At 40.9% G+C, this 17,978-nt stretch carries 16 protein-coding genes and 2 tRNA genes; 14 read left to right on the top strand and 4 right to left on the bottom strand.

Going from position 1 to position 17,978, the window contains the following annotated elements; all coding sequences use genetic code 11:
- Positions 1-129: 129 nt before the first annotated feature.
- A tRNA-Asp gene (locus ACM44_RS11610) sits at positions 130-203 on the top strand.
- A gap of 33 nt (positions 204-236) precedes the next feature.
- A tRNA-Asp gene (locus ACM44_RS11605) sits at positions 237-310 on the top strand.
- Positions 311-558: 248 nt separating this feature from the next.
- Here ACM44_RS11605 and ACM44_RS11600 read toward each other — a convergent pair.
- Entirely contained in the window at positions 559-1,467 is a 909-nt protein-coding gene (locus tag ACM44_RS11600; RefSeq protein ID WP_048500210.1) for a hypothetical protein, read from the bottom strand.
- Positions 1,468-1,767: 300 nt separating this feature from the next.
- Here ACM44_RS11600 and ACM44_RS11595 point away from each other — a divergent pair, with 300 nt between their 5' ends.
- From ACM44_RS11595 to ACM44_RS11570, 6 genes are all read left to right on the top strand, one after another.
- Positions 1,768-3,075 carry a TolC family protein gene (locus ACM44_RS11595; protein ID WP_048500252.1) on the top strand — a complete coding sequence of 436 codons (1,308 nt, stop codon included), beginning with the start codon at positions 1,768-1,770 and terminating at the stop codon, positions 3,073-3,075.
- Between the two features lie 75 nt (positions 3,076-3,150).
- Positions 3,151-4,236, top strand: a complete 1,086-nt coding sequence (locus tag ACM44_RS11590; RefSeq protein WP_048500209.1) for an efflux RND transporter periplasmic adaptor subunit — start codon at positions 3,151-3,153, stop codon at positions 4,234-4,236.
- Positions 4,237-4,305: 69 nt separating this feature from the next.
- Positions 4,306-7,566 carry an efflux RND transporter permease subunit gene (locus ACM44_RS11585; RefSeq protein WP_048500208.1) on the top strand — a complete coding sequence of 1,087 codons (3,261 nt, stop codon included), beginning with the start codon at positions 4,306-4,308 and terminating at the stop codon, positions 7,564-7,566.
- Positions 7,567-7,646: 80 nt separating this feature from the next.
- Positions 7,647-7,952 (top strand): P-II family nitrogen regulator, encoded by a 306-nt coding sequence (locus ACM44_RS11580; RefSeq protein WP_048500207.1) that lies wholly within the window; start codon positions 7,647-7,649, stop codon positions 7,950-7,952.
- A gap of 67 nt (positions 7,953-8,019) precedes the next feature.
- On the top strand, positions 8,020-8,226 hold the full coding sequence (locus tag ACM44_RS11575; protein WP_048500206.1) for a YgaP family membrane protein: 207 nt from the start codon (positions 8,020-8,022) through the stop codon (positions 8,224-8,226).
- Between the two features lie 17 nt (positions 8,227-8,243).
- Positions 8,244-8,990: a thioredoxin domain-containing protein gene (locus ACM44_RS11570; protein WP_152669349.1), complete on the top strand. Its 747-nt coding sequence runs from the start codon at positions 8,244-8,246 to the stop codon at positions 8,988-8,990.
- 205 nt (positions 8,991-9,195) lie between these two features.
- Here the strand turns inward: ACM44_RS11570 and ACM44_RS11565 are convergent, their stop codons facing one another.
- Both ACM44_RS11565 and ACM44_RS11560 read right to left on the bottom strand, forming a co-directional pair.
- Positions 9,196-9,888, bottom strand: a complete 693-nt coding sequence (locus ACM44_RS11565) for a ZIP family metal transporter (RefSeq protein ID WP_048500205.1) — start codon at positions 9,886-9,888, stop codon at positions 9,196-9,198.
- 11 nt (positions 9,889-9,899) lie between these two features.
- Complete coding sequence (locus ACM44_RS11560) at positions 9,900-10,703, bottom strand: class I SAM-dependent methyltransferase (protein ID WP_048500204.1); 804 nt, start codon at positions 10,701-10,703, stop codon at positions 9,900-9,902.
- A gap of 117 nt (positions 10,704-10,820) precedes the next feature.
- On the opposite strand from ACM44_RS11560, the gene ACM44_RS11555 reads away from it, so the two are divergent.
- The 3 genes from ACM44_RS11555 (at position 10,821) to prmA (ending at position 14,085) form a co-directional block, all read left to right on the top strand.
- Positions 10,821-11,990, top strand: coding sequence for a THUMP domain-containing class I SAM-dependent RNA methyltransferase (locus ACM44_RS11555; RefSeq protein ID WP_048500203.1), 1,170 nt, complete (start codon positions 10,821-10,823; stop codon positions 11,988-11,990).
- Between the two features lie 29 nt (positions 11,991-12,019).
- On the top strand, positions 12,020-13,018 hold the full coding sequence (locus ACM44_RS11550; RefSeq protein WP_048500202.1) for a glycosyltransferase: 999 nt from the start codon (positions 12,020-12,022) through the stop codon (positions 13,016-13,018).
- Positions 13,019-13,254: 236 nt separating this feature from the next.
- Positions 13,255-14,085, top strand: a complete 831-nt coding sequence (gene prmA / locus ACM44_RS11545; protein WP_048500201.1) for a 50S ribosomal protein L11 methyltransferase — start codon at positions 13,255-13,257, stop codon at positions 14,083-14,085.
- A 1-nt stretch (position 14,086) separates the two neighbouring features.
- Here prmA and ACM44_RS11540 read toward each other — a convergent pair whose 3' ends face one another.
- Positions 14,087-15,298: a glycosyltransferase family 4 protein gene (locus ACM44_RS11540; protein ID WP_048500200.1), complete on the bottom strand. Its 1,212-nt coding sequence runs from the start codon at positions 15,296-15,298 to the stop codon at positions 14,087-14,089.
- Positions 15,299-15,420: 122 nt separating this feature from the next.
- On the opposite strand from ACM44_RS11540, the gene kbl reads away from it, so the two are divergent.
- The 3 genes from kbl to ACM44_RS11525 all read left to right on the top strand — a co-directional run bounded on the left by kbl (position 15,421) and on the right by ACM44_RS11525 (position 17,894).
- On the top strand, positions 15,421-16,617 hold the full coding sequence (gene kbl / locus ACM44_RS11535) for a glycine C-acetyltransferase (protein ID WP_048500199.1): 1,197 nt from the start codon (positions 15,421-15,423) through the stop codon (positions 16,615-16,617).
- Between the two features lie 45 nt (positions 16,618-16,662).
- A complete protein-coding gene (locus ACM44_RS11530) occupies positions 16,663-16,935 on the top strand; it encodes a YciI family protein (protein WP_048500198.1) in 273 nt (90 codons plus the stop codon).
- A gap of 83 nt (positions 16,936-17,018) precedes the next feature.
- Positions 17,019-17,894 carry a glycosyltransferase family 2 protein gene (locus tag ACM44_RS11525; RefSeq protein ID WP_048500197.1) on the top strand — a complete coding sequence of 292 codons (876 nt, stop codon included), beginning with the start codon at positions 17,019-17,021 and terminating at the stop codon, positions 17,892-17,894.
- The last annotated feature ends 84 nt before the right edge of the window (positions 17,895-17,978 follow it).

Here is a 17,978-nt window from a genome sequence, read left to right as displayed (position 1 = left end):
GAAATAATTTAATTGAAAATGAGTGCTTTCCTAGCAAGGAAGGCATTTTTTTTGGGATTTGTTTGCGGAAACGGATAAAAGTTGTATTTTTGCACTCACCAAAAAGAAAGAGTTCTTTTGATTTGAGGAGATCCGGTAGTTCAGCTGGTTAGAATGCCGCCCTGTCACGGCGGAGGTCGCGGGTTCGAGTCCCGTCCGGATCGCAAAAGATTTACAATTTTATCTTCGAAAAAATTGATCCGGTAGTTCAGCTGGTTAGAATGCCGCCCTGTCACGGCGGAGGTCGCGGGTTCGAGTCCCGTCCGGATCGCAACTATTAAATAAAAATAGTACAAAATGCTGTAAAATGTAGGTTTTACGGCATTTTTTGTTTTGTGCCGGTATTCAAAAGCATCAAAATTTACTGATCCGGTCATTCACTTTTCTGCTTCATCCTTATTTTATTAATGGTTTTCCTGAAAATAGTCCGGAAATAGCAAGAGCAATCCCCGGAAAAGCTTCCGGGGATTACAGCATCATTCTTGAGTTTTTAGAATAGTCTTGTTCCGCTATGTTCGTTTAAAGGGTGGTATTCACTACTCCGTAATTAACAGATATTACGGGTTCGTAATATTCAATGTGGGTGTTCCCAGTACCACCTACAAATATTTTAATGCCGTGATCTACGATTTCTTGGGTTACAATCACCGGTGACATCACCAGTTCGTCCCTTACATAGGTAAATCCACTGGTAGCATTGAGTTTGAAAAATAAGTCTTTGATCTTGGTTCCTCCGGAAATATAGAACCCTGTAGCACCGTCTGTCAGAGCATCACCGGTATAGGCCACCAAACGGGTTGAAAGAGAGTTGGAGCTCACCTGTTGGTATTTCAAGGAAACGTTGATGGTGATAGCATACCCTTTCAATTGCTGCGGAAATTTGATGGTAGAGGTCGCATTATCCCACATCTGCACATTGAGTGGATTACTTTCAAGGATCAGATCCGGAGTTCCCCCCGCATTGCCGTAGATCGGATTCAACAATTTAAGATCCGGACTGTGTGGAGAATTAAAAAAAGTACCTCCCTGCGGAAAATCATTATTATCACCGTACGCAAAGTTCATCGGTTTAACCAATGCTAAAATGTTATTGATAATCGTGGTGTTATTAGCAATACTCACCCAAGCGGAGCCGTCCCAGTAGAAATATCCTTTTTCGGTCAGGTTTACCCCCACTCCGGTTTGGTTACTCACGGAGGCAGGCGAAATGGCGTACACTAAATTTCCTTCATTGGAAGCAGGAGTTATCGGCATATTAAAAATTTGATCCCCGGTTAGTTTGGGAATCAGGATTCCCTCAACATGCGTAGCAGGCGATTTGGCGACAATCTCGAGAGTTGTTGCAGGCGCAGCAGTATTTATTCCTACTTGTGCGTCTATACCTACCAACCAAGGTAGGAAAAAGCAGATAAATAGTATTTTTTTCATCACTTAGGAATTTTAATTCTTATGTAAAGTTACACCTTTATCTATTTGTTTTCAAAGGTTTATGACTTTTTTTTATTTTTTTTTAAATATTTAACATCGATCTCACTTCCCTGGTAAGTCAGCTGTTTATTCATGCTTTTTTTGATGGAAAATTACTTAACATTATCTAAATAAATGGCAAACCCGAAATGGCATTTCTCCAAAAACAGCCTGAATTTTTTTGTAACTTTTCGTTATGTAACCTAAGTTACGTTCTACTCCGAAAGGTCCCGGTACTTTTGCATCAAAATAATAATGAAAATGAAGAAGTACCTTTTTACTGGATTTGCATTTATTTCTTTTCTGGTCTCCCAAGCCCAGGAAATCGTCACAGTTTCCAGGAGCGATTTGCAACAAAAGATCACCAACCAGAATCTGCAACTGAAAATCGCTGAAGCAGAAATGAATTCAGCCAGCGCAGATTTGTTGATGAGTAGAGCAATGTATCTTCCAAATGTAACCGCATCTTATACCGGGATTTCTACGAATAATCCTTTGATGGCATTTGGTTCCAAACTCAATCAGGGGCGAGTGGAAATGGAGGATTTTAATCCATCCCAATTAAATAACCCTAAAAACATTTTCAATTTTGCCACGAAATTGGAAGTGCAGCAACCAATCTTCAACAAAGATGCCGTCTATCAAAAGAAAGCAGGTGAAGTGAAGGTGGAAGTCTTAAAGCTGAAACAGGAGCGCACCAAAGATTACCTTCAATTGGAATTGAATAAAGGCTATATGCAGCTGCAAATGGCTTACAAAACAGTTGAGGTTTTGCAGAATGCTAGAAACACCGTGCTTGCCAACAAAAAAGTCATCGACAATTATTTCAAAAACGGAATGATCCAAAAGTCAGATGTTTTGGATATGAACGTTCGCGTCTCAGAGATTGACAATCAAATTCAATACGCGAAGTCAAACGTACGAAATGCTTCAGACTACCTTTTTTTCCTATTGAATGAAAATGCTGAAAATAAAGTATTTCAACCCGGGGAAAAATTAGAGTATCAGGAAAGTATTCTTACTCAATATCCACAGTTAAAGGCAGATCGGAAAGATTTGCAGGCCTATGAAAAATCATTGCAAGCTTATGATTACCTCATAAAGTCCTCGCAAGCCAAGTTTTTGCCGAAAGTAAATGCCTTCGGAAGTTTTGAAATCTATGACAAACGGCCTTATGAATTTCATGCGAATGGTTATTTGGTAGGCGTTCAGGTAGCATGGAATCTTTTCGACGGCTTGAAGTCCAAAAGTGAAATCGAAAAATACAGAGCAGACCTGAAAAAATCACAGCAAGAAGTTGAACAGTACCAAAAACAAAGCAGTTTGGAGCTCAACAAATCTTATCGACAGGTCTTAGATGCAGACAACAAGGTGAATCTCACAAAATTAGCGTGGGAACAAACCGCGGAAGCCTACCGAATCCATAAGAACCGCTACGAACAGGGACTGGAAAAATCGTCAGACCTCCTCAATGCAGAGTCCCAGATGTCTAAAAAAGAACTGGAACACCAGCAAGCGATCTTTGAATACAACATCGCATTGGAATATTACAAGTTTTTGAACTCATGATTCAGCTCAGAAGTTGCTTTTTTTCCAACCATTAAATAAAAATTAAAACTTTACACTCTAGCAAAATTAAAAATTATGAAAATTATAAAGACAGGATTTTTTCTTTCGGCAATTGCATTTCTAGCAAGTTGCTCTTCAGACCAAAACGAAATCAAGGCCAGCTCCAAACCGATTGAAGTGATGCTCAGCAAATCCACCACCACTGATGAGTTGGGTTTTGCCGGCGCAAGCGGAAAATTGGTCGCCAAGAATTCCGTGAATGTTTCCACCAGAATGATGGGATATATCACCGGCATGAAAGCGGAAATAGGCGATTTTGTAAAAGCCGGACAACCTCTGGTGAGTATCAATAACACAGATATCCAGGCAAAAGGCGGACAAACAGATGCGCAGATTGCACAGGCTCAGGCAAATTTCAATTTGGCCCAAAAGGATTTTCAGCGTTTCCAGAATTTATACAATAATCAAAGTGCTTCCCAAAAAGAATTGGACGATATGAGAGCACGGTATGAAATGGCAAAAGCCAATCTAGACGGCGCGAGAATGATGAAAAATGAAGTGAATTCCCAATATCGGTATACCAACATTACAGCGCCGATTTCTGGGGTGGTTACCGCAAAATATGCGAGCCAGGGAGATTTGGCAAATCCGGGAATGCCGATTTTAACGATAGAAAGTTCCGGGAATCTACAGGCGCAGGTATTGGTTTCTGAACAAGATATCACCATGATCAAAACCGGAATGGCTGTGAAAGTGCTCATGAAATCAACGAATACCGAAGTGGTGGGAAACGTGGCCGAAGTAAGTTTGTCATCCACCAATACAGGAGGACAATATTTGGTGAAAATCAACATGCCGCAAAGTGATGATTATCTTCCGGGAATGTTTGTGAACGTGGTTTTCCCATTCAAGCGAAGCGGAAGTGTCCATCAGGATTTTCAGGAATCGGTTGCCGTTCCTAAGTCTGCGATAGTCGAAAAAGGTCAGCTAACCGGGATTTATACCGTCAGTTCCGCCAATACAGCAACACTGCGCTGGGTGAAAACCGGAAAAACCTTGGGAGATCAGGTGGAAATTCTTTCTGGACTGAACTCCAAAGAACCTTATATCGTTTCCGCGAAGGGAAAATTGTTTAACGGAGCAAAAGTTCAAGTAAAATAAATCGGGAACAGGATTTTTGGTGCGAGATTACTCGAAACCCAAAACCCGAAACCCGAAACTCAATATATTATGGAAAAAGGATTTGCAGGACGTATCGCTGAATTTTTCATCAATTCAAAACTCACCATTTTGTTGATGATGGCATTGATGATTATCGGCGTTTACAGTTCCACATTGATACCAAGAGAAGAGGAGCCACAGATTATTGTTCCGATGGCCGATATAATGGTCGGATATCCCGGAGCATCTCCCACTGAAGTAGAAAACCGCGTGGTGAAACCTTTGGAAAAAATTGTTTCCAATATCAAGGGAGTAGAGCATGTTCACGCCATGGCGATGAACGGAAAAGCAATGCTGATCGTGCAGTTTTACGTAGGCGAAGACACCGAAAGGTCTTATGTAAAACTCTACGATGAGTTGATGAAAAATAAGATGATATTTCCAAAAGATGTGCAAGAACCCATCGTGAAAACACGTTCGATTGACGATGTTCCGATGCTGGGTTTGACCCTTTGGAGCGAAAAATATAGCGATTTCCAGCTTCGGCAGGTTGCTGAGGAGCTCGCCTCCGAAATCAAGAAAATCAAGGACGTTTCTTTGACCAACGTCATCGGAGGAAGTCCACGACAGTTGAAAATCATTCTGGACCGTGAAAAAATGGCCGAAAGCAATGTGGATGCACTTTCAGTAATGCAAATGATTCAAGCCAATAACGGCAGTTCGCAAAGTGGAAGTTTTGTAAGCAATGATCAGGAATATCTTTTAACTACCGGACAATTCCTCACGTCAAAAGATGACGTGGAAAACCTTGTGGTGGGAACTTCCAGAAATATGCCGGTTTATTTGAAGCAGATTGCAAAAGTGGAAGATGGAGCTTCTGCACCTGCAAATTATGTAAGTTTTGGCTATGGAATGGGAACTGAAAAAGGAATTAAAAACCCATCAGAATATCCTGCCGTAACCGTTTCGGTATCAAAAGTGAAAGGTGCAGATGCAATGAAGATTTCGGATCAGATCTTACATCAAGTGAAAAATTTGGAGAAAACTTTAATTCCGGATGAAGTACACGTGGAAGTGACCCGAAATTATGGGGAAACCGCATCGCATAAGGTTTCAGAACTTCTTCTGCATCTTGCTGTGGCCATCATTGCTGTGACAATTTTGGTGATGCTCGCAATGGGTTGGAGAGGCGGACTGGTCGTGTTTTTCTCGGTTCCCTTAACTTTTGCTTTGACCCTTTTCAGTTATTACATGCTCGGTTACACGCTGAACCGGATTACACTTTTTGCCCTGGTTTTCGTGGTAGGTATTGTGGTGGATGACAGCATCATCATCGCAGAAAATATGCACCGGCATTTTCACATGAAGAAACTGCCATTCAAACAGGCGGCAATTTATGCGATCAACGAAGTGGGAAACCCGACCATTTTAGCCACTTTCACCGTGATCGCGGCAATTTTACCAATGGCTTTCGTTTCCGGAATGATGGGTCCTTATATGTCACCAATGCCTATCGGGGCGTCAATTGCCATGTTGCTTTCCCTGTTTGTTGCATTGACCGTGACACCTTACCTCGGCTATCATTTATTAAAGGTAAAAGATCAGCAGGAGCATCAAGAAGAACAAGGTTTAGAAACTGGATTCATCTATAAATGGTACAAAAAGATCGAACAGCCATTTCTGGACAGCGGAAAGAAAAGATGGTCCATGCTTGGAATCACGGGTGTTTTGTTGATGATTTCCATGTTGGCGTTTTTCACGAAATGGGTGGCTGTAAAAATGCTTCCGTTTGACAACAAAAATGAGATACAGGTTGTCATCGACATGCCGGAAGGAACTACTTTAGAAAAAACAAATGCGGTAACCCAAGATGTTGCACAGTATTTGAGAACGGTTCCCGAAGTGGTCAACTACCAAAACTATGTAGGGTCTGCATCGCCGATCACTTTCAATGGATTGGTACGGCATTACGATATGCGTGGAGCAAGTAATACTGCAGATATCCAGGTGAATCTTTTGCATAAGGAAGACCGTGACAAACAAAGTCATGATGTGGCCAAAACCATCCGTCCAGAAATTCAGAAAATCGCCAAAAAATACGGAGCTAACATCAAAGTGGTGGAAGTTCCACCTGGACCGCCTGTTCTATCCACCATAGTTGCGGAAGTTTATGGTCCAAATTATGACGAACAGGTTAGAATCGCAAACCAGGTACAGAATATCCTGAAAAATACAGATGACGTGGTAGATATAGATTGGATGGTGGAAAGTCCCCAAACGGAATTCAAAATTATTCCTGACAAAGAAAAATCGATGCTGAACGGAATCGCACCGCAACAGCTCGTGGGAAATCTGTCTTATCTGATGGGCGAATATCCCATTTCCACTTTATATGACGAAAAAAGTAACCAGCCTGTAAATATGGTCATGAAGCTGGACAATTCCGAAAAAGCCAGCATTCAGGATATCACCGCATTGAAAATAAAAGGACAGCAGGGAAATATGATGCCGATCAGCGACGTGGTGAAGGTGAAACGTGAAACGCTGGAAAAAAGCATCTACAGAAAAGACCAAAAACGAGTGGTGTATGTACTTGCAGACATGGCGGGAGATTTGGAAAGTCCGGCTTATGCGATTCTGGGAATGGATGAAAAATTGAAAAATATTGAACTTCCGGCAGGTTATTCGCTGAACGAACTTTATATGAAGCAGCCCACTGATGAAAGCGATTATACCGTGAAATGGGACGGCGAGTGGCAAATAACGTTGGAGGTTTTCCGGGATTTGGGTGCAGCGTTCGCAGTGGTGGTCATCATCATTTATATGCTGATCGTAGGTTGGTTCCAAAATTTCAAAACTCCACTGGTGATGATGGTTGCAATTCCACTCTCACTGGTAGGAATTGTGCTCGGACACTGGCTTTTGGGAGCATTTTTCACGGCAACTTCGTTTATTGGAATGATTGCTTTGGCAGGAGTGATGGTAAGGAACTCCGTGCTTTTGATCGATTTTATCGAAATTCGGCTTAATGAGGGAATCCCAATAAAGCAGGCAATCATACAGGCAGGAGCAGTGCGCACCACACCTATTTTGCTCACTACCGGTGCGGTGGTCATTGGAGCAGTCATCATTCTCTTTGATCCAATTTTCCAAGGTTTGGCGATCTCATTGGTTTTCGGGGCGATTGTCTCCACATTGCTGACGCTTTTGGTAGTGCCGCTGATTTATTATATGAGCGAAAAGAAAAAATGGGAAAAAATCCAGGCAGAACAAGCCGATGAATTTTCAGATGATTACTCCGAAGAAAATTCAAATACAGAAAATCCATAGTTTATTTTTCACTGAAACTTTGCCGGAATATTGCTTTCCGGTGAAGTTTCTTATTTGCAACAAAAATCAATTATTAAAATATGAAACTACTACTCATCACCGCTGTGGAAGAATTTGAGAAGAATGTGAAAGAAATCCTGGTTCATGCAGGAGTTTCCGCATTTTCTTATACCTCCGTGAAAGGCTACAAATCCCAAGGAAAACAGATTTCGCTGGAAAGCTGGTTTGCGACCCAGGTTACGGAAAGTGACTCGCTACTTTTCACCGTGTTTGTTCCCGATGAAAACGTGGAAAAAGTCTATCATTACATAGAAAAATTCAACCAGAAACGGGAGTTTTTTTCACGCATCCACCTCGCAAGTCTGGATATTGAAAAATCCATTTAAGAGCAGATGTATATCAAACTGAGGTTGGAAATTTCAACCATTAAAATTTAAACATTAAATTAAAAATATGAAAACAAGAATTATTCATGCAGTGGCCGGAACCATGATTTTGGCGAGTTTACTTTTAGGAATTTTTGTGCACCAAAATTGGTTCTATCTTACCGGTTTTGTGGGCCTTAATTTATTGCAGTCCTCTTTCACCAACTGGTGTCTGTTGGGAAATATACTGGCTAAAGTCGGATTGAATGATGATCAAGGCAGTTGCAAGTGTTAACCTTAAAAAAAAATTGTATGATTAAGATGAAAACTTTGTGGATTGTTTTTGCCTTATTTTCTTGGTCGGGATGTGAAAAGGCACAAAATATTCAGGGCGAAACCTCTGTTTCGAAGGTATCAGAAGTAAAATCTGATCTTGCTGCACCAGAATTTTCGGAACTCATCAAACAAAATCCGGATGCCGTCATTTTGGATGTGCGATCGCCTCGGGAATTTGAAGCAAGCCATATCGCAAACGCTGTAAATATGGACATTAACGGTAATTTTCAAAGCCAGGTTTCTCAACTGGATCCCTCAAAGCCGGTTTTCGTCTATTGCCTAAGCGGAGCAAGGAGTTCTGCGGCCGTACAAATCTTGCGAAATTCGGGTTTTACAAAAATTTTCCACTTACAGGGCGGATTGATGGAATGGCGGTATGCAAATCTTCCGGAAACCGCAGACAAAGCCATGGCGAAAAAATCAATGACCATGGGTAAATACCACAAAATGTTGGAATCAGACCAATTGGTTTTGGTGGATTTTTATGCAGATTGGTGCGCTCCGTGCAAGAAGATGGAACCTTATCTGAAAGAAATCTCAGAATCCATGAAAGACCGCGTGAAAGTGGTGCGAGTTGATGCCGATGCGAATGCTGAACTTTGCAAAGAGTTGAAAATAGGCGCAATTCCAGTGCTTCATCTATATCAAAATCACAAACTTGTTTGGGAAAACACCGGTTTCGTAACCAAAGAAACCGTGTTGGAAAAAATTAATTTTCATTAATTTTATTTGGTTTTTAATTAGAAATGCGGCGAAAATTTTCACCGCATTTCTTCATTTTTAAGGCAATGAAGATCAGTGGTTTAGTAATTTTCAGAGGAAAAATTTTCCTTTAAACCTGAAAATAAATTAGCGGTGCGATCAAGGTTATTTTAAAACCCTGTTTTGGAAATGGGTTTTGCCATGATTTCAGCTGAGGTAATCGCCATTAATGTTGATGAAAAAGGTGAGCGACCATCGCCATCAGGATTCCGAGGATCACCAATCCCACTTTTTTCCAGTCCACGTTGTGGTTTTTGCTTCCCTCGAAAATGATCACCGAAGAAATATGGAGAAAAATTCCTCCAACCAGCGCCAGAAAATAGACTTCCCATTCTGGATTAAAGTATTTTCCCAAAAGCAGTCCTAAAGGGGATGCCAGTGCAAAGACCGAAATAATCAGCCAGGACGCAGGAGAAAATTTTCCCCGGTAAACAAGGAAAGCCCCCAGAATAAATGAAATCGGGAGATTATGGAAAAGGATCCCGGTTAGATAAGGACTTAAAACGTGCTCTTCATTGGCGAGCGGAATTCCTTCCAGAAAAGCATGGATAAACATACCGATCATCAGTGCCAACGGAAGAATCCCTTTTCCTTCACTGTGGTGGTGGAAGTGGCCGTGTTCAAAACCTTTGGTCAAATTTTCAAGCAGCATTTGAAGCAAAACTCCTGCAATGACCCAAATTCCGATATGGTGGTTTCCAGAATCGTAAACTTTTGGAAAAACCTCATTAAGACAAATGGTGATGAGAAATCCGGCGCTCAAAATGAGCAGGTTTTTGGCAAACGCCTTTTTGTTCCCAAAATATTTCCCCAAAAAAACACCCGCTAAAACGCTCAGAATCAATAGTAAAATAATCATTGCTTTCTTTTCTAAAATGGATGTTGCGAGCTTTTTTCAAACTTATTTTGGTCATCTTCGGCGTCTGGAGTCTGTACTTCGGTTTTTCTGAAAACATTGATGCATCTAGGCGAAGTTTCCAATTGAAATTCACCCAACTGGTAATCACCGTAAATTTTGATTCGCTCAAAACCGTTTTCCACGGCGTATTTTTCAATATCATCCAAAGTATGAAGCTTCACTTTTTCAAAGAAGTGGAAATCTTTGCCTTTATCTTTAAAATAAATGTCTTTGATGATGTGTTTGTCTTGAATCTTTTTTTTGATGTGGAAATTGATGCCTTCTTTAGTTACGAAATCTTCGGCAACCAAAGTGTTTTTTACCCATTTTTCATTCAGGAAATCCAGCACGAAAAAGCTATTTTCCTTTAAAACATGGTTCACCGACTGAAAGACTTTTTTGTCATCCTGGTCATTTTCAAAGTATCCGAAACTGGTGAACAAATTGAAAACGGCATCTACTTTTTCTTTAGAAACACTTGGGAAAAGCTCATTCCGCATATCATGAACTTCGAAAGTCAAGGTGGTGTTCTGAAATTGTTTATTGTGGAAAATACTTTCCTTCGATAAATCCACTCCCAAAACCTGATATCCAAGTTGATTAAGATAGACCGAGTGTCTTCCTTTTCCGCAAGCCAAATCAATGATTTTCGAACCACTCGGGATTTCCAAATCTTTAACCAGCAGTGAAATAAAATTTTCTGCTTCCGCGAAATCCCTGTTTTTGTAGAGTATATGATAGTAAGGTGTATCAAACCAAGTCTCGAACCACGCCATTCTGCAAAATTAACTAAATTTGCGGATTAATCATATTTTGCAATCAGTTTTCAGCAGGTAATTTTTACTAATGATAAAACGGAAAACCCAATGCAAAAGAAAGAAGTCAATAGCTAAATGGATCCAGAAAACTTAAAAATACAGATCAAAACCTTCTTCGGATTGGAAGAGGTTTTGGCAGAAGAAATCAGAAAACTCGGTGGGAAAAGGGTAGAGGTAAAAAACCGCGCCGTGAATTGTGAAGGCGACCTCGGTTTTCTTTACAAAATCAACTATTCCGCTCGAACCGCCCTGAAAATCATGGTTCCCATTCTCACTTTCAAAGCGTGGGATGAAAATCGTTTTTATGACAAACTGTTTGATTTTCAGTGGGATGAGTTTATGGATGTGAACCAGACTTTTGCGATTGACGCAACCGTTTATTCAGAAAGATTCAAACATTCCCAATTTATGTCGCTGAAAATGAAGGACGCGATTGTGGATTTCTTTAAATTAAAATACCATAAAAGACCGGATGTGGATCCGAAAGATCCCGACATTAAATTTCATCTCCACATCGACCGCGAATTGGTGACCATTTCGTTGGATTCTTCCGGAGATCCTTTGTTCAAGCGTGGTTACCGGAAAGAACAGGGTGAAGCGCCGATTAATGAAGTGCTCGCTTCGGGAATGTTGCAACTCGCCGGTTGGGACGGAAAAGGAAACTTCCTGGATCCGATGTGCGGTTCCGGTACTTTGTTGATTGAAGCCGCCATGATTGCCATGGATTTGCCTGCACAGATTTTCAGAAAGAAATTCGCTTTCCAAAACTGGAAGAATTACGACGGAGAGCTTTTTCAAAAAATAAAGGAATTCCGGATCAACAGGGTTAGAGAATTCACTGGAAAAATAGTGGGTTACGATATTGACAGTAAAATGTTGAACGCCTCAAAAATCAATATCGAAGCCGCAGAAATGGAAGACGTCATAGAAATCAGAAAACAGGACTTTTTTGAATCCAAAAAAGAACTCTTTCCTTTGATGATGGTCTTTAATCCGCCTTACGACGAAAGAATTGAAATCAGTGACGAAGATTTTTACAAAAAAATAGGCGACACTTTCAAACAAAATTATCCCAACACTTTGGCCTGGCTCATCACTTCGGATTTGGAGGCGGTAAAAAAAATCGGTTTGCGGCCATCAAGGAAAATCAAGCTTTTCAACGGAAAACTGGAATGTAGGTTTATGCAGTATGAGATGTATGAAGGGACGAAAAAGGTGCATAAACTTCCTAACCCGGCAAATTAGCAATCATCATTCATTATATTCATCACTCATTGAACACCATCTCCATCATCATCGCCATTTTCAACCGAAGAGACGAACTCTTCGAACTCCTCAAATCCTTGTCCCATCAAACGGATAAAGCTTTCGAGGTGATCATCGTTGACGACGGTTCTTCAATCGATTTGCGACCAACAGTGGAACTGTTCCATGAAATGCTGAACATCCAATTCTTCCGAAAAGACAATTCCGGTCCCGGTTTGTCCAGAAATTTTGGAGCCTATCGTGCAAAAGCAGAATGGCTCGTTTTCGTGGATTCCGACGTGATTGTGGAAACGGATTACATCCAAAACATTAAGAAAAATATTGCCGAAATTCCCTGCGACGCATTCGGCGGTGCAGACAAGGCGCACAAAGGTTTCAACCTCATGCAGAAAGCGATTTCCTATTCCATGACCTCGGTTTTTACCACGGGCGGAATTCGCGGCAGCAAAAAGGCGGTCACCAGATTCCAGCCGCGAAGTTTCAATATGGGGGTGAAAAAATCGGCGTTCGAAAAAGTGGGCGGCTTCTCTGAAATGCGAATCGGCGAAGACCCCGATTTGTCGATGACACTTTGGGAAAACGGTTTTGTGACTGCCTTTTTTGACAATATCGGCGTTTATCACAAACGCAGAGTGGACTTCGGAAAATTCTCCAAACAGGTTTATCAGTTTGGTTGCGCGCGACCAATTCTCAACCAAAGACACCCGAAATATGTAAAAATTTCCTTCGCCTTTCCGTCATTGTTTCTCATCGGCTACATGCTAGGATTTATCGAGTATTTCACCATCGGGAAAGGTTTTATCCTCGCCATGTACGGATTTTACACTTTCCTGGTTTTCTTCCACGCACTCTACAAAACCCGAAACATCAGTATTGCCGGAATGGCGGTGATTTCCACCTATATCCAAATGTTTTCCTACGGTTACGGCTTTCTGAAATCATGGTTTTTGCTCAATATTTTAAGGATGAAGCCGGAAGAAGCATTTCCACAACATTTTCACAAGTAATTTTTTGGGCGACAATTTCCGCCTTCCGTTCCCGCTTTTTTGTTCCACTTCGTTCCACAAAAAGAGCTCCACTCAAGTCGGGTCGCGGTTTCAGCATCTTTCAAATTATCAGTTTAGTTTAAAACTTCACTCATTCCAAAAATGATAAATCCGCGAAATCCCTGTATTCAGCGAGAAACTTATCAAACGAAATCCAAAGGACATCCAAATTCCCTATTTTTGCAAAAAATTTCCCAATGAACAATTATTTAGAATTTGATTTTAAAATCTCACCACTTCAACCCTGGAACGAAATCCTGATGGCAGAACTCATCGAAATCGGTTTCGACAGTTTCACCGAGGAACACGACGGGATTTTGGCATATATTCAAAAAGATTTGTTCAATGAAGACGCCTTAAAGGAAATCAACCTCTTTCAGCACGATGAGGTGAAAATTTCCTACACTTTCCAAGAAATGCCGAATATCAACTGGAACGAGGAATGGGAAAAGAATTTTGAACCGATTTACGTAGATGAAAAAGTTTTAATCCGGGCCGAATTCCACGCACCGGATCCCAAGCTTCACGAAATCATCATCCAGCCGAAAATGTCTTTCGGAACGGGACACCATCCTACAACCCATCTCATGATTCAGCAAATGCTCAACATGGATTTTAAAGACAAAACAGTCCTCGACATGGGATGTGGAACTTCAGTTCTGGCCATTTTCGCCAAACAAAAAGGAGCAGGAAAAACCGTGGCCATCGATATCGACGAATGGTCGGTGGAAAACTCTATAGAAAATGCCGAAAGAAATAATGTGGAACTGGAGATTTCTCAAGGAACTGCAGAGCATTTAGGCAAAGAAAATTTCGACATCATTTTGGCCAACATTAACCGAAATATTTTGATTTCAGACATTCCGACTTACGTTTCGGTGTTGAACAAAGGCGGTCAGCTTTTGCTTTCGGGACTCTGCTTCTTCGATGTGGACGATATTTTGGAAGTTTGCACCCAGGAAAAGCTCACGCTGAAAAAGAAACTGCAGCGCGAAGAATGGGTTTCCTTGCTATTGGAAAAATCATAAATTATTTATTCTTTTCCTCAATCCATTTCCCCAAATATTTCGCGCTCTGCAAAGTGTGATGTTGAAGGATTTGCCCCAGAAAATTTTTATTTCGATGGCTTTTCAAATTGCTTTCAATTTCTTTTAATCTCAAGGAAAATTGGGACAAAAAAGCTTTCTTCTGAAATCGATTTTCAACGATTGCAAAACCATTTTTCTGTTTTGCCGTCCATAGATTTTCATCGGAATAAAGTTGAACCGATTTTTCCACAAAGTCAGAATCATCATCGCAAACAAACCCGTTCCAGTTCAAGTTTCCATTCATTCCTTCCGCACCGATTGAGGAGGTCACGCTCGGCAAACCAAACTCCATGCTTTCCAGCAATTTCCCCTTGATTCCTGCGCCAAACGGAATCGGAGCCAGCAAAACCCGGTAATTTTTGAAAAGTTCTTCTTTGTTCGCCGCTCTTCCTTTAATCAAAAAGCCCTCTTTTTCTTGGTGAAGTTGTTGTGCTTTTTCCGGTACATAAGCTCCAAAAATGTGAAGTTCGGAATCGGGTAATTTTTTTCGGATTTGTGGCCAAAGTTTTTTTAGCTTCAAAACCGTCTGCCAATTTGGTTCATGCAGAAAATTCCCAATGCTGACGAAATTCTTCCTTTCCGAAAATGTTCTTCCCGAATCAGCTTTCTCCGCAAACAAAGGAAGATAATGAAGAATTGATTTATCGATATTGAAATGATTCGTGAGCAGATCCATTTCAAATTCGGAGATCATGAGCGATAAATCGCAACGAAGAACAGATGCGATTTCCCTTTTGAAAACATCGTTCAGCAAATTGTTTTCGTGAGCGTTTCTATTTTGCTTAAAAGCCATTTCTCTAGCTTTCCTTAGAAAATGCAGATCTTCGGTGTCTAAAATCTTCATGGCGTCCGGACAAATTTCAGAAACTTTCCAGCCGAATTGTTCTTCGGAAATGAACCGGTCAAAAATGACGATTTCAGGATGCAGTTCGGCGATTAATCTTTCGAAAGAGGAATCATTGATTTTAATGGAAAAAGTTTCGATTCCTTTTAATTTTAAGTCGAAGCTATTTTCTGAAATCGCTGCCGCCGACAAAAATGAAATCCTGAAGTTTTGTTCGAGAAAAAAATCAACCAGTTGGAGCATCCGTTTTCCTGCCGCGGTAGAATTGGGTTCAGGAAAAACAGTTCCAATGATGACGAGGTGCTTCATTTTTCAAAAATAGTAAAATTCAAGAGATTGCCCATCGTACTTCAGATTCCGATTTAATTGAGTTCTTTCAAAGTTTTCACCGCAAATTTTCTTAAATTTACCCTCATTAAAAAAAGTAAAATATGATCTCCAAAAATTATCTGGAAAATCTTCAGAATGAATTGCAAAATATCAAAAACGACGGTCTTTTTAAAACCGAAAGAATCATCACTTCCCAACAATCTGCGGTGATTGAGGCCAATGGGAAAACGCTGCTGAACTTCTGTGCCAATAATTATCTCGGACTTTCAAACCATCCGGAAGTCATGAAAGCTTCCCGGGAAATGATTGACAGCCACGGTTACGGAATGTCTTCTGTGCGCTTCATCTGCGGAACCCAGGATATTCACAAGGAATTGGAAGCCAAAATTTCCGGGTTTTTGGGAATGGAGGACACCATTCTTTATGCGGCATGTTTTGATGCTAATGGCGGTGTTTTCGAGCCTTTGTTTTCAGAGGAAGACGCCATTATTTCAGATGAGTTGAATCACGCCTCCATCATAGATGGAGTGCGGCTTTGCAAAGCGGCGAGATACCGATATAAAAACAATAATATGGCGGATTTGGAAGAACAGCTGAAAGCGGCTTCCGAAAAGAACCACCGTTTCAGAATCATCGTTACAGATGGCGTTTTCTCCATGGACGGAATTGTGGCGAATCTGAAAGGAGTCTGCGATTTGGCCGAAAAATATGACTGTTTGGTGATGGTGGATGATTCCCACGCTACAGGATTTATCGGGCAAACCGGTCGCGGAACGCATGAAGCAAACGATGTGATGGGAAGAGTGGATATCATTACTTCAACCTTAGGAAAAGCATTAGGTGGTGCTTTGGGCGGATTTACTTCGGGGAAAAAAGAAATCATCGATATGCTGAGACAGCGATCCAGACCTTATCTGTTCTCGAATTCTTTGGCACCTGGAATTGTGGGTGCGGCCATCAAAGTGTTGGACATGATTTCTACCGATACTTCCTTGCGGGATAAAGTGATGGAAAATGCCGAATATTTCCGTTCCAATATGAAGGCAAAAGGTTTCGACATTCCGGATGGTGATGCCGCGATTGTACCGGTGATGCTTTATGACGCTCCTTTGTCCCAAAAAATGGCGGAAAAGCTCATGGATGAAGGGATTTACGTGATTGGATTTTTCTATCCGGTCGTTCCTAAAGGAAAGGCCAGAATCCGGGTGCAACTCTCCGCAGCTCACACCAAGGAACACCTCGATAAAGCGATCGCAGCTTTTGAAAAAGTGGGGAAAGAACTGGGCGTGATTTCTTGAACTGAATAACGATTTCGAATATCAACAAAACCAAAACCCAGAAAGATGAGAACAGTAGTTTTTTATGAAAATACGCCCGAAGGAACAATGGAAAAAATGATGGAGGTTTTTCCAAAGCACCAGGAAAATGAGGATCAATTTGTCAATGCCGGCAAAATCATCGGAATCGGACCTTTCTCGGTTCCCGGACAAGGCGCGATGGGGATTTTCACCGACAGGGAATCTGCAGAAGAATTTGTGAAAAACGACCCTTTCGTTTCGGAAGGCTTGGTAACTTATACCATAAAAGACTGGGTGGACGATTTGGAGGAGAAATAGATGCGATTTCAGAGTAGTTTAAAGTTCAATCTGTTCAAATTTGTTCCATGCCATTTCGATAATTATCGGGAGGCAATCGCCGTATGAAGTTCCTCATCATCATTCCCGCCCATAACGAGGAGAAAAATATATTTTTTTGTCTCGAATCCTTGAAAAATCAAACTTTCAGGGATTTTCAGGTTATCGTGATCAATGATGGTTCAACCGATAAAACCGCAGAAATTGTGGAAAACTTCAAACTTCAAACTTCAAACTTCCAATTGAAGACCTTAGAAAAATCATCTCATGAACCGGGAGCAAAAGTGGTGCAGACTTTCAATAAAGGTTTGGAAATGGCGGATCTTAAGGATTTTGAAGTCATCTGTAAATTTGATGCGGATATTATTTTCCCTAAAAATTATTTGGAAAAAGTCAATCAAATTTACTTAGAAAACCCTAAAGCCGGAATGGTTTCGGGCTTGGTCAGAATCAAAAAGTCAGTTTTCGAAAAAAATCTCGCTTTTGATTTTAAGGATGAAAAACGGCAGTGGACTTTTGAAAACCTTTCCTCGAAAAATCATGTGAGAGGTCCTATAAAATCTTATCGAAAGGAATGTTTTTTGCAAATGAAAGGACTTCGGGCGGTTCTTGGGTGGGATAATATCGATGTGATGTTGGCCAAAAAAAACGGCTGGGAAATCGTCACGATCAAAGATTTGTGGGTGAAGCACCTTCGTCCGACCGCCTTCAAATACAAAAAGCAGAAAGCCGAAAAACTGGGCGAATATTTTTACAATATAGGGTTGAGTTTTCCTTTAGCGATCATCTCCTCGGCAAAATCTGCTTTGAAGAATAAATCTTTTTCAGAATTTTTGACCACCATGAAAATTTTCCTGAAACAAAAAGGAGAACGAAAACTTTCGAAGGAAGAAATAAAATACATCCGAAATCTGCGTTGGAAGCAAATGCTGCGACAGTAAAGTCCAGCAGCGAATTGTCCAGATTCCGAAGCTTCCTTCCACAATATAATCAAAGAATAATGACCCAATTTAATATTAAATCAA

Source organism: Chryseobacterium koreense CCUG 49689, assembly GCF_001045435.1.
Classification (GTDB): Bacteria; Bacteroidota; Bacteroidia; order Flavobacteriales; family Weeksellaceae; genus Kaistella; species Kaistella koreensis.
The sequence above is the reverse complement of the archived record's forward strand: the minus strand, read 5'-3'. Positions and strand labels throughout refer to the sequence as shown.

What these genes read in the sequence shown, in the direction of transcription:
- ACM44_RS11600 (WP_048500210.1), bottom strand. Translation starts at nt 1,467, where the DNA reads ATGAAAAAAATACTATTTATCTGCTTTTTCCTACCTTGGTTGGTAGGT.
- ACM44_RS11595 (WP_048500252.1), top strand. Translation starts at nt 1,768, where the DNA reads ATGAAGAAGTACCTTTTTACTGGATTTGCATTTATTTCTTTTCTGGTC.
- ACM44_RS11590 (WP_048500209.1), top strand. Translation starts at nt 3,151, where the DNA reads ATGAAAATTATAAAGACAGGATTTTTTCTTTCGGCAATTGCATTTCTA.
- ACM44_RS11585 (WP_048500208.1), top strand. Translation starts at nt 4,306, where the DNA reads ATGGAAAAAGGATTTGCAGGACGTATCGCTGAATTTTTCATCAATTCA.
- ACM44_RS11580 (WP_048500207.1), top strand. Translation starts at nt 7,647, where the DNA reads ATGAAACTACTACTCATCACCGCTGTGGAAGAATTTGAGAAGAATGTG.
- ACM44_RS11575 (WP_048500206.1), top strand. Translation starts at nt 8,020, where the DNA reads ATGAAAACAAGAATTATTCATGCAGTGGCCGGAACCATGATTTTGGCG.
- ACM44_RS11570 (WP_152669349.1), top strand. Translation starts at nt 8,244, where the DNA reads ATGATTAAGATGAAAACTTTGTGGATTGTTTTTGCCTTATTTTCTTGG.
- ACM44_RS11565 (WP_048500205.1), bottom strand. Translation starts at nt 9,888, where the DNA reads ATGATTATTTTACTATTGATTCTGAGCGTTTTAGCGGGTGTTTTTTTG.
- ACM44_RS11560 (WP_048500204.1), bottom strand. Translation starts at nt 10,703, where the DNA reads ATGGCGTGGTTCGAGACTTGGTTTGATACACCTTACTATCATATACTC.
- ACM44_RS11555 (WP_048500203.1), top strand. Translation starts at nt 10,821, where the DNA reads ATGGATCCAGAAAACTTAAAAATACAGATCAAAACCTTCTTCGGATTG.
- prmA (WP_048500201.1), top strand. Translation starts at nt 13,255, where the DNA reads ATGAACAATTATTTAGAATTTGATTTTAAAATCTCACCACTTCAACCC.
- ACM44_RS11540 (WP_048500200.1), bottom strand. Translation starts at nt 15,298, where the DNA reads ATGAAGCACCTCGTCATCATTGGAACTGTTTTTCCTGAACCCAATTCT.
- kbl (WP_048500199.1), top strand. Translation starts at nt 15,421, where the DNA reads ATGATCTCCAAAAATTATCTGGAAAATCTTCAGAATGAATTGCAAAAT.
- ACM44_RS11530 (WP_048500198.1), top strand. Translation starts at nt 16,663, where the DNA reads ATGAGAACAGTAGTTTTTTATGAAAATACGCCCGAAGGAACAATGGAA.
- ACM44_RS11525 (WP_048500197.1), top strand. Translation starts at nt 17,019, where the DNA reads ATGAAGTTCCTCATCATCATTCCCGCCCATAACGAGGAGAAAAATATA.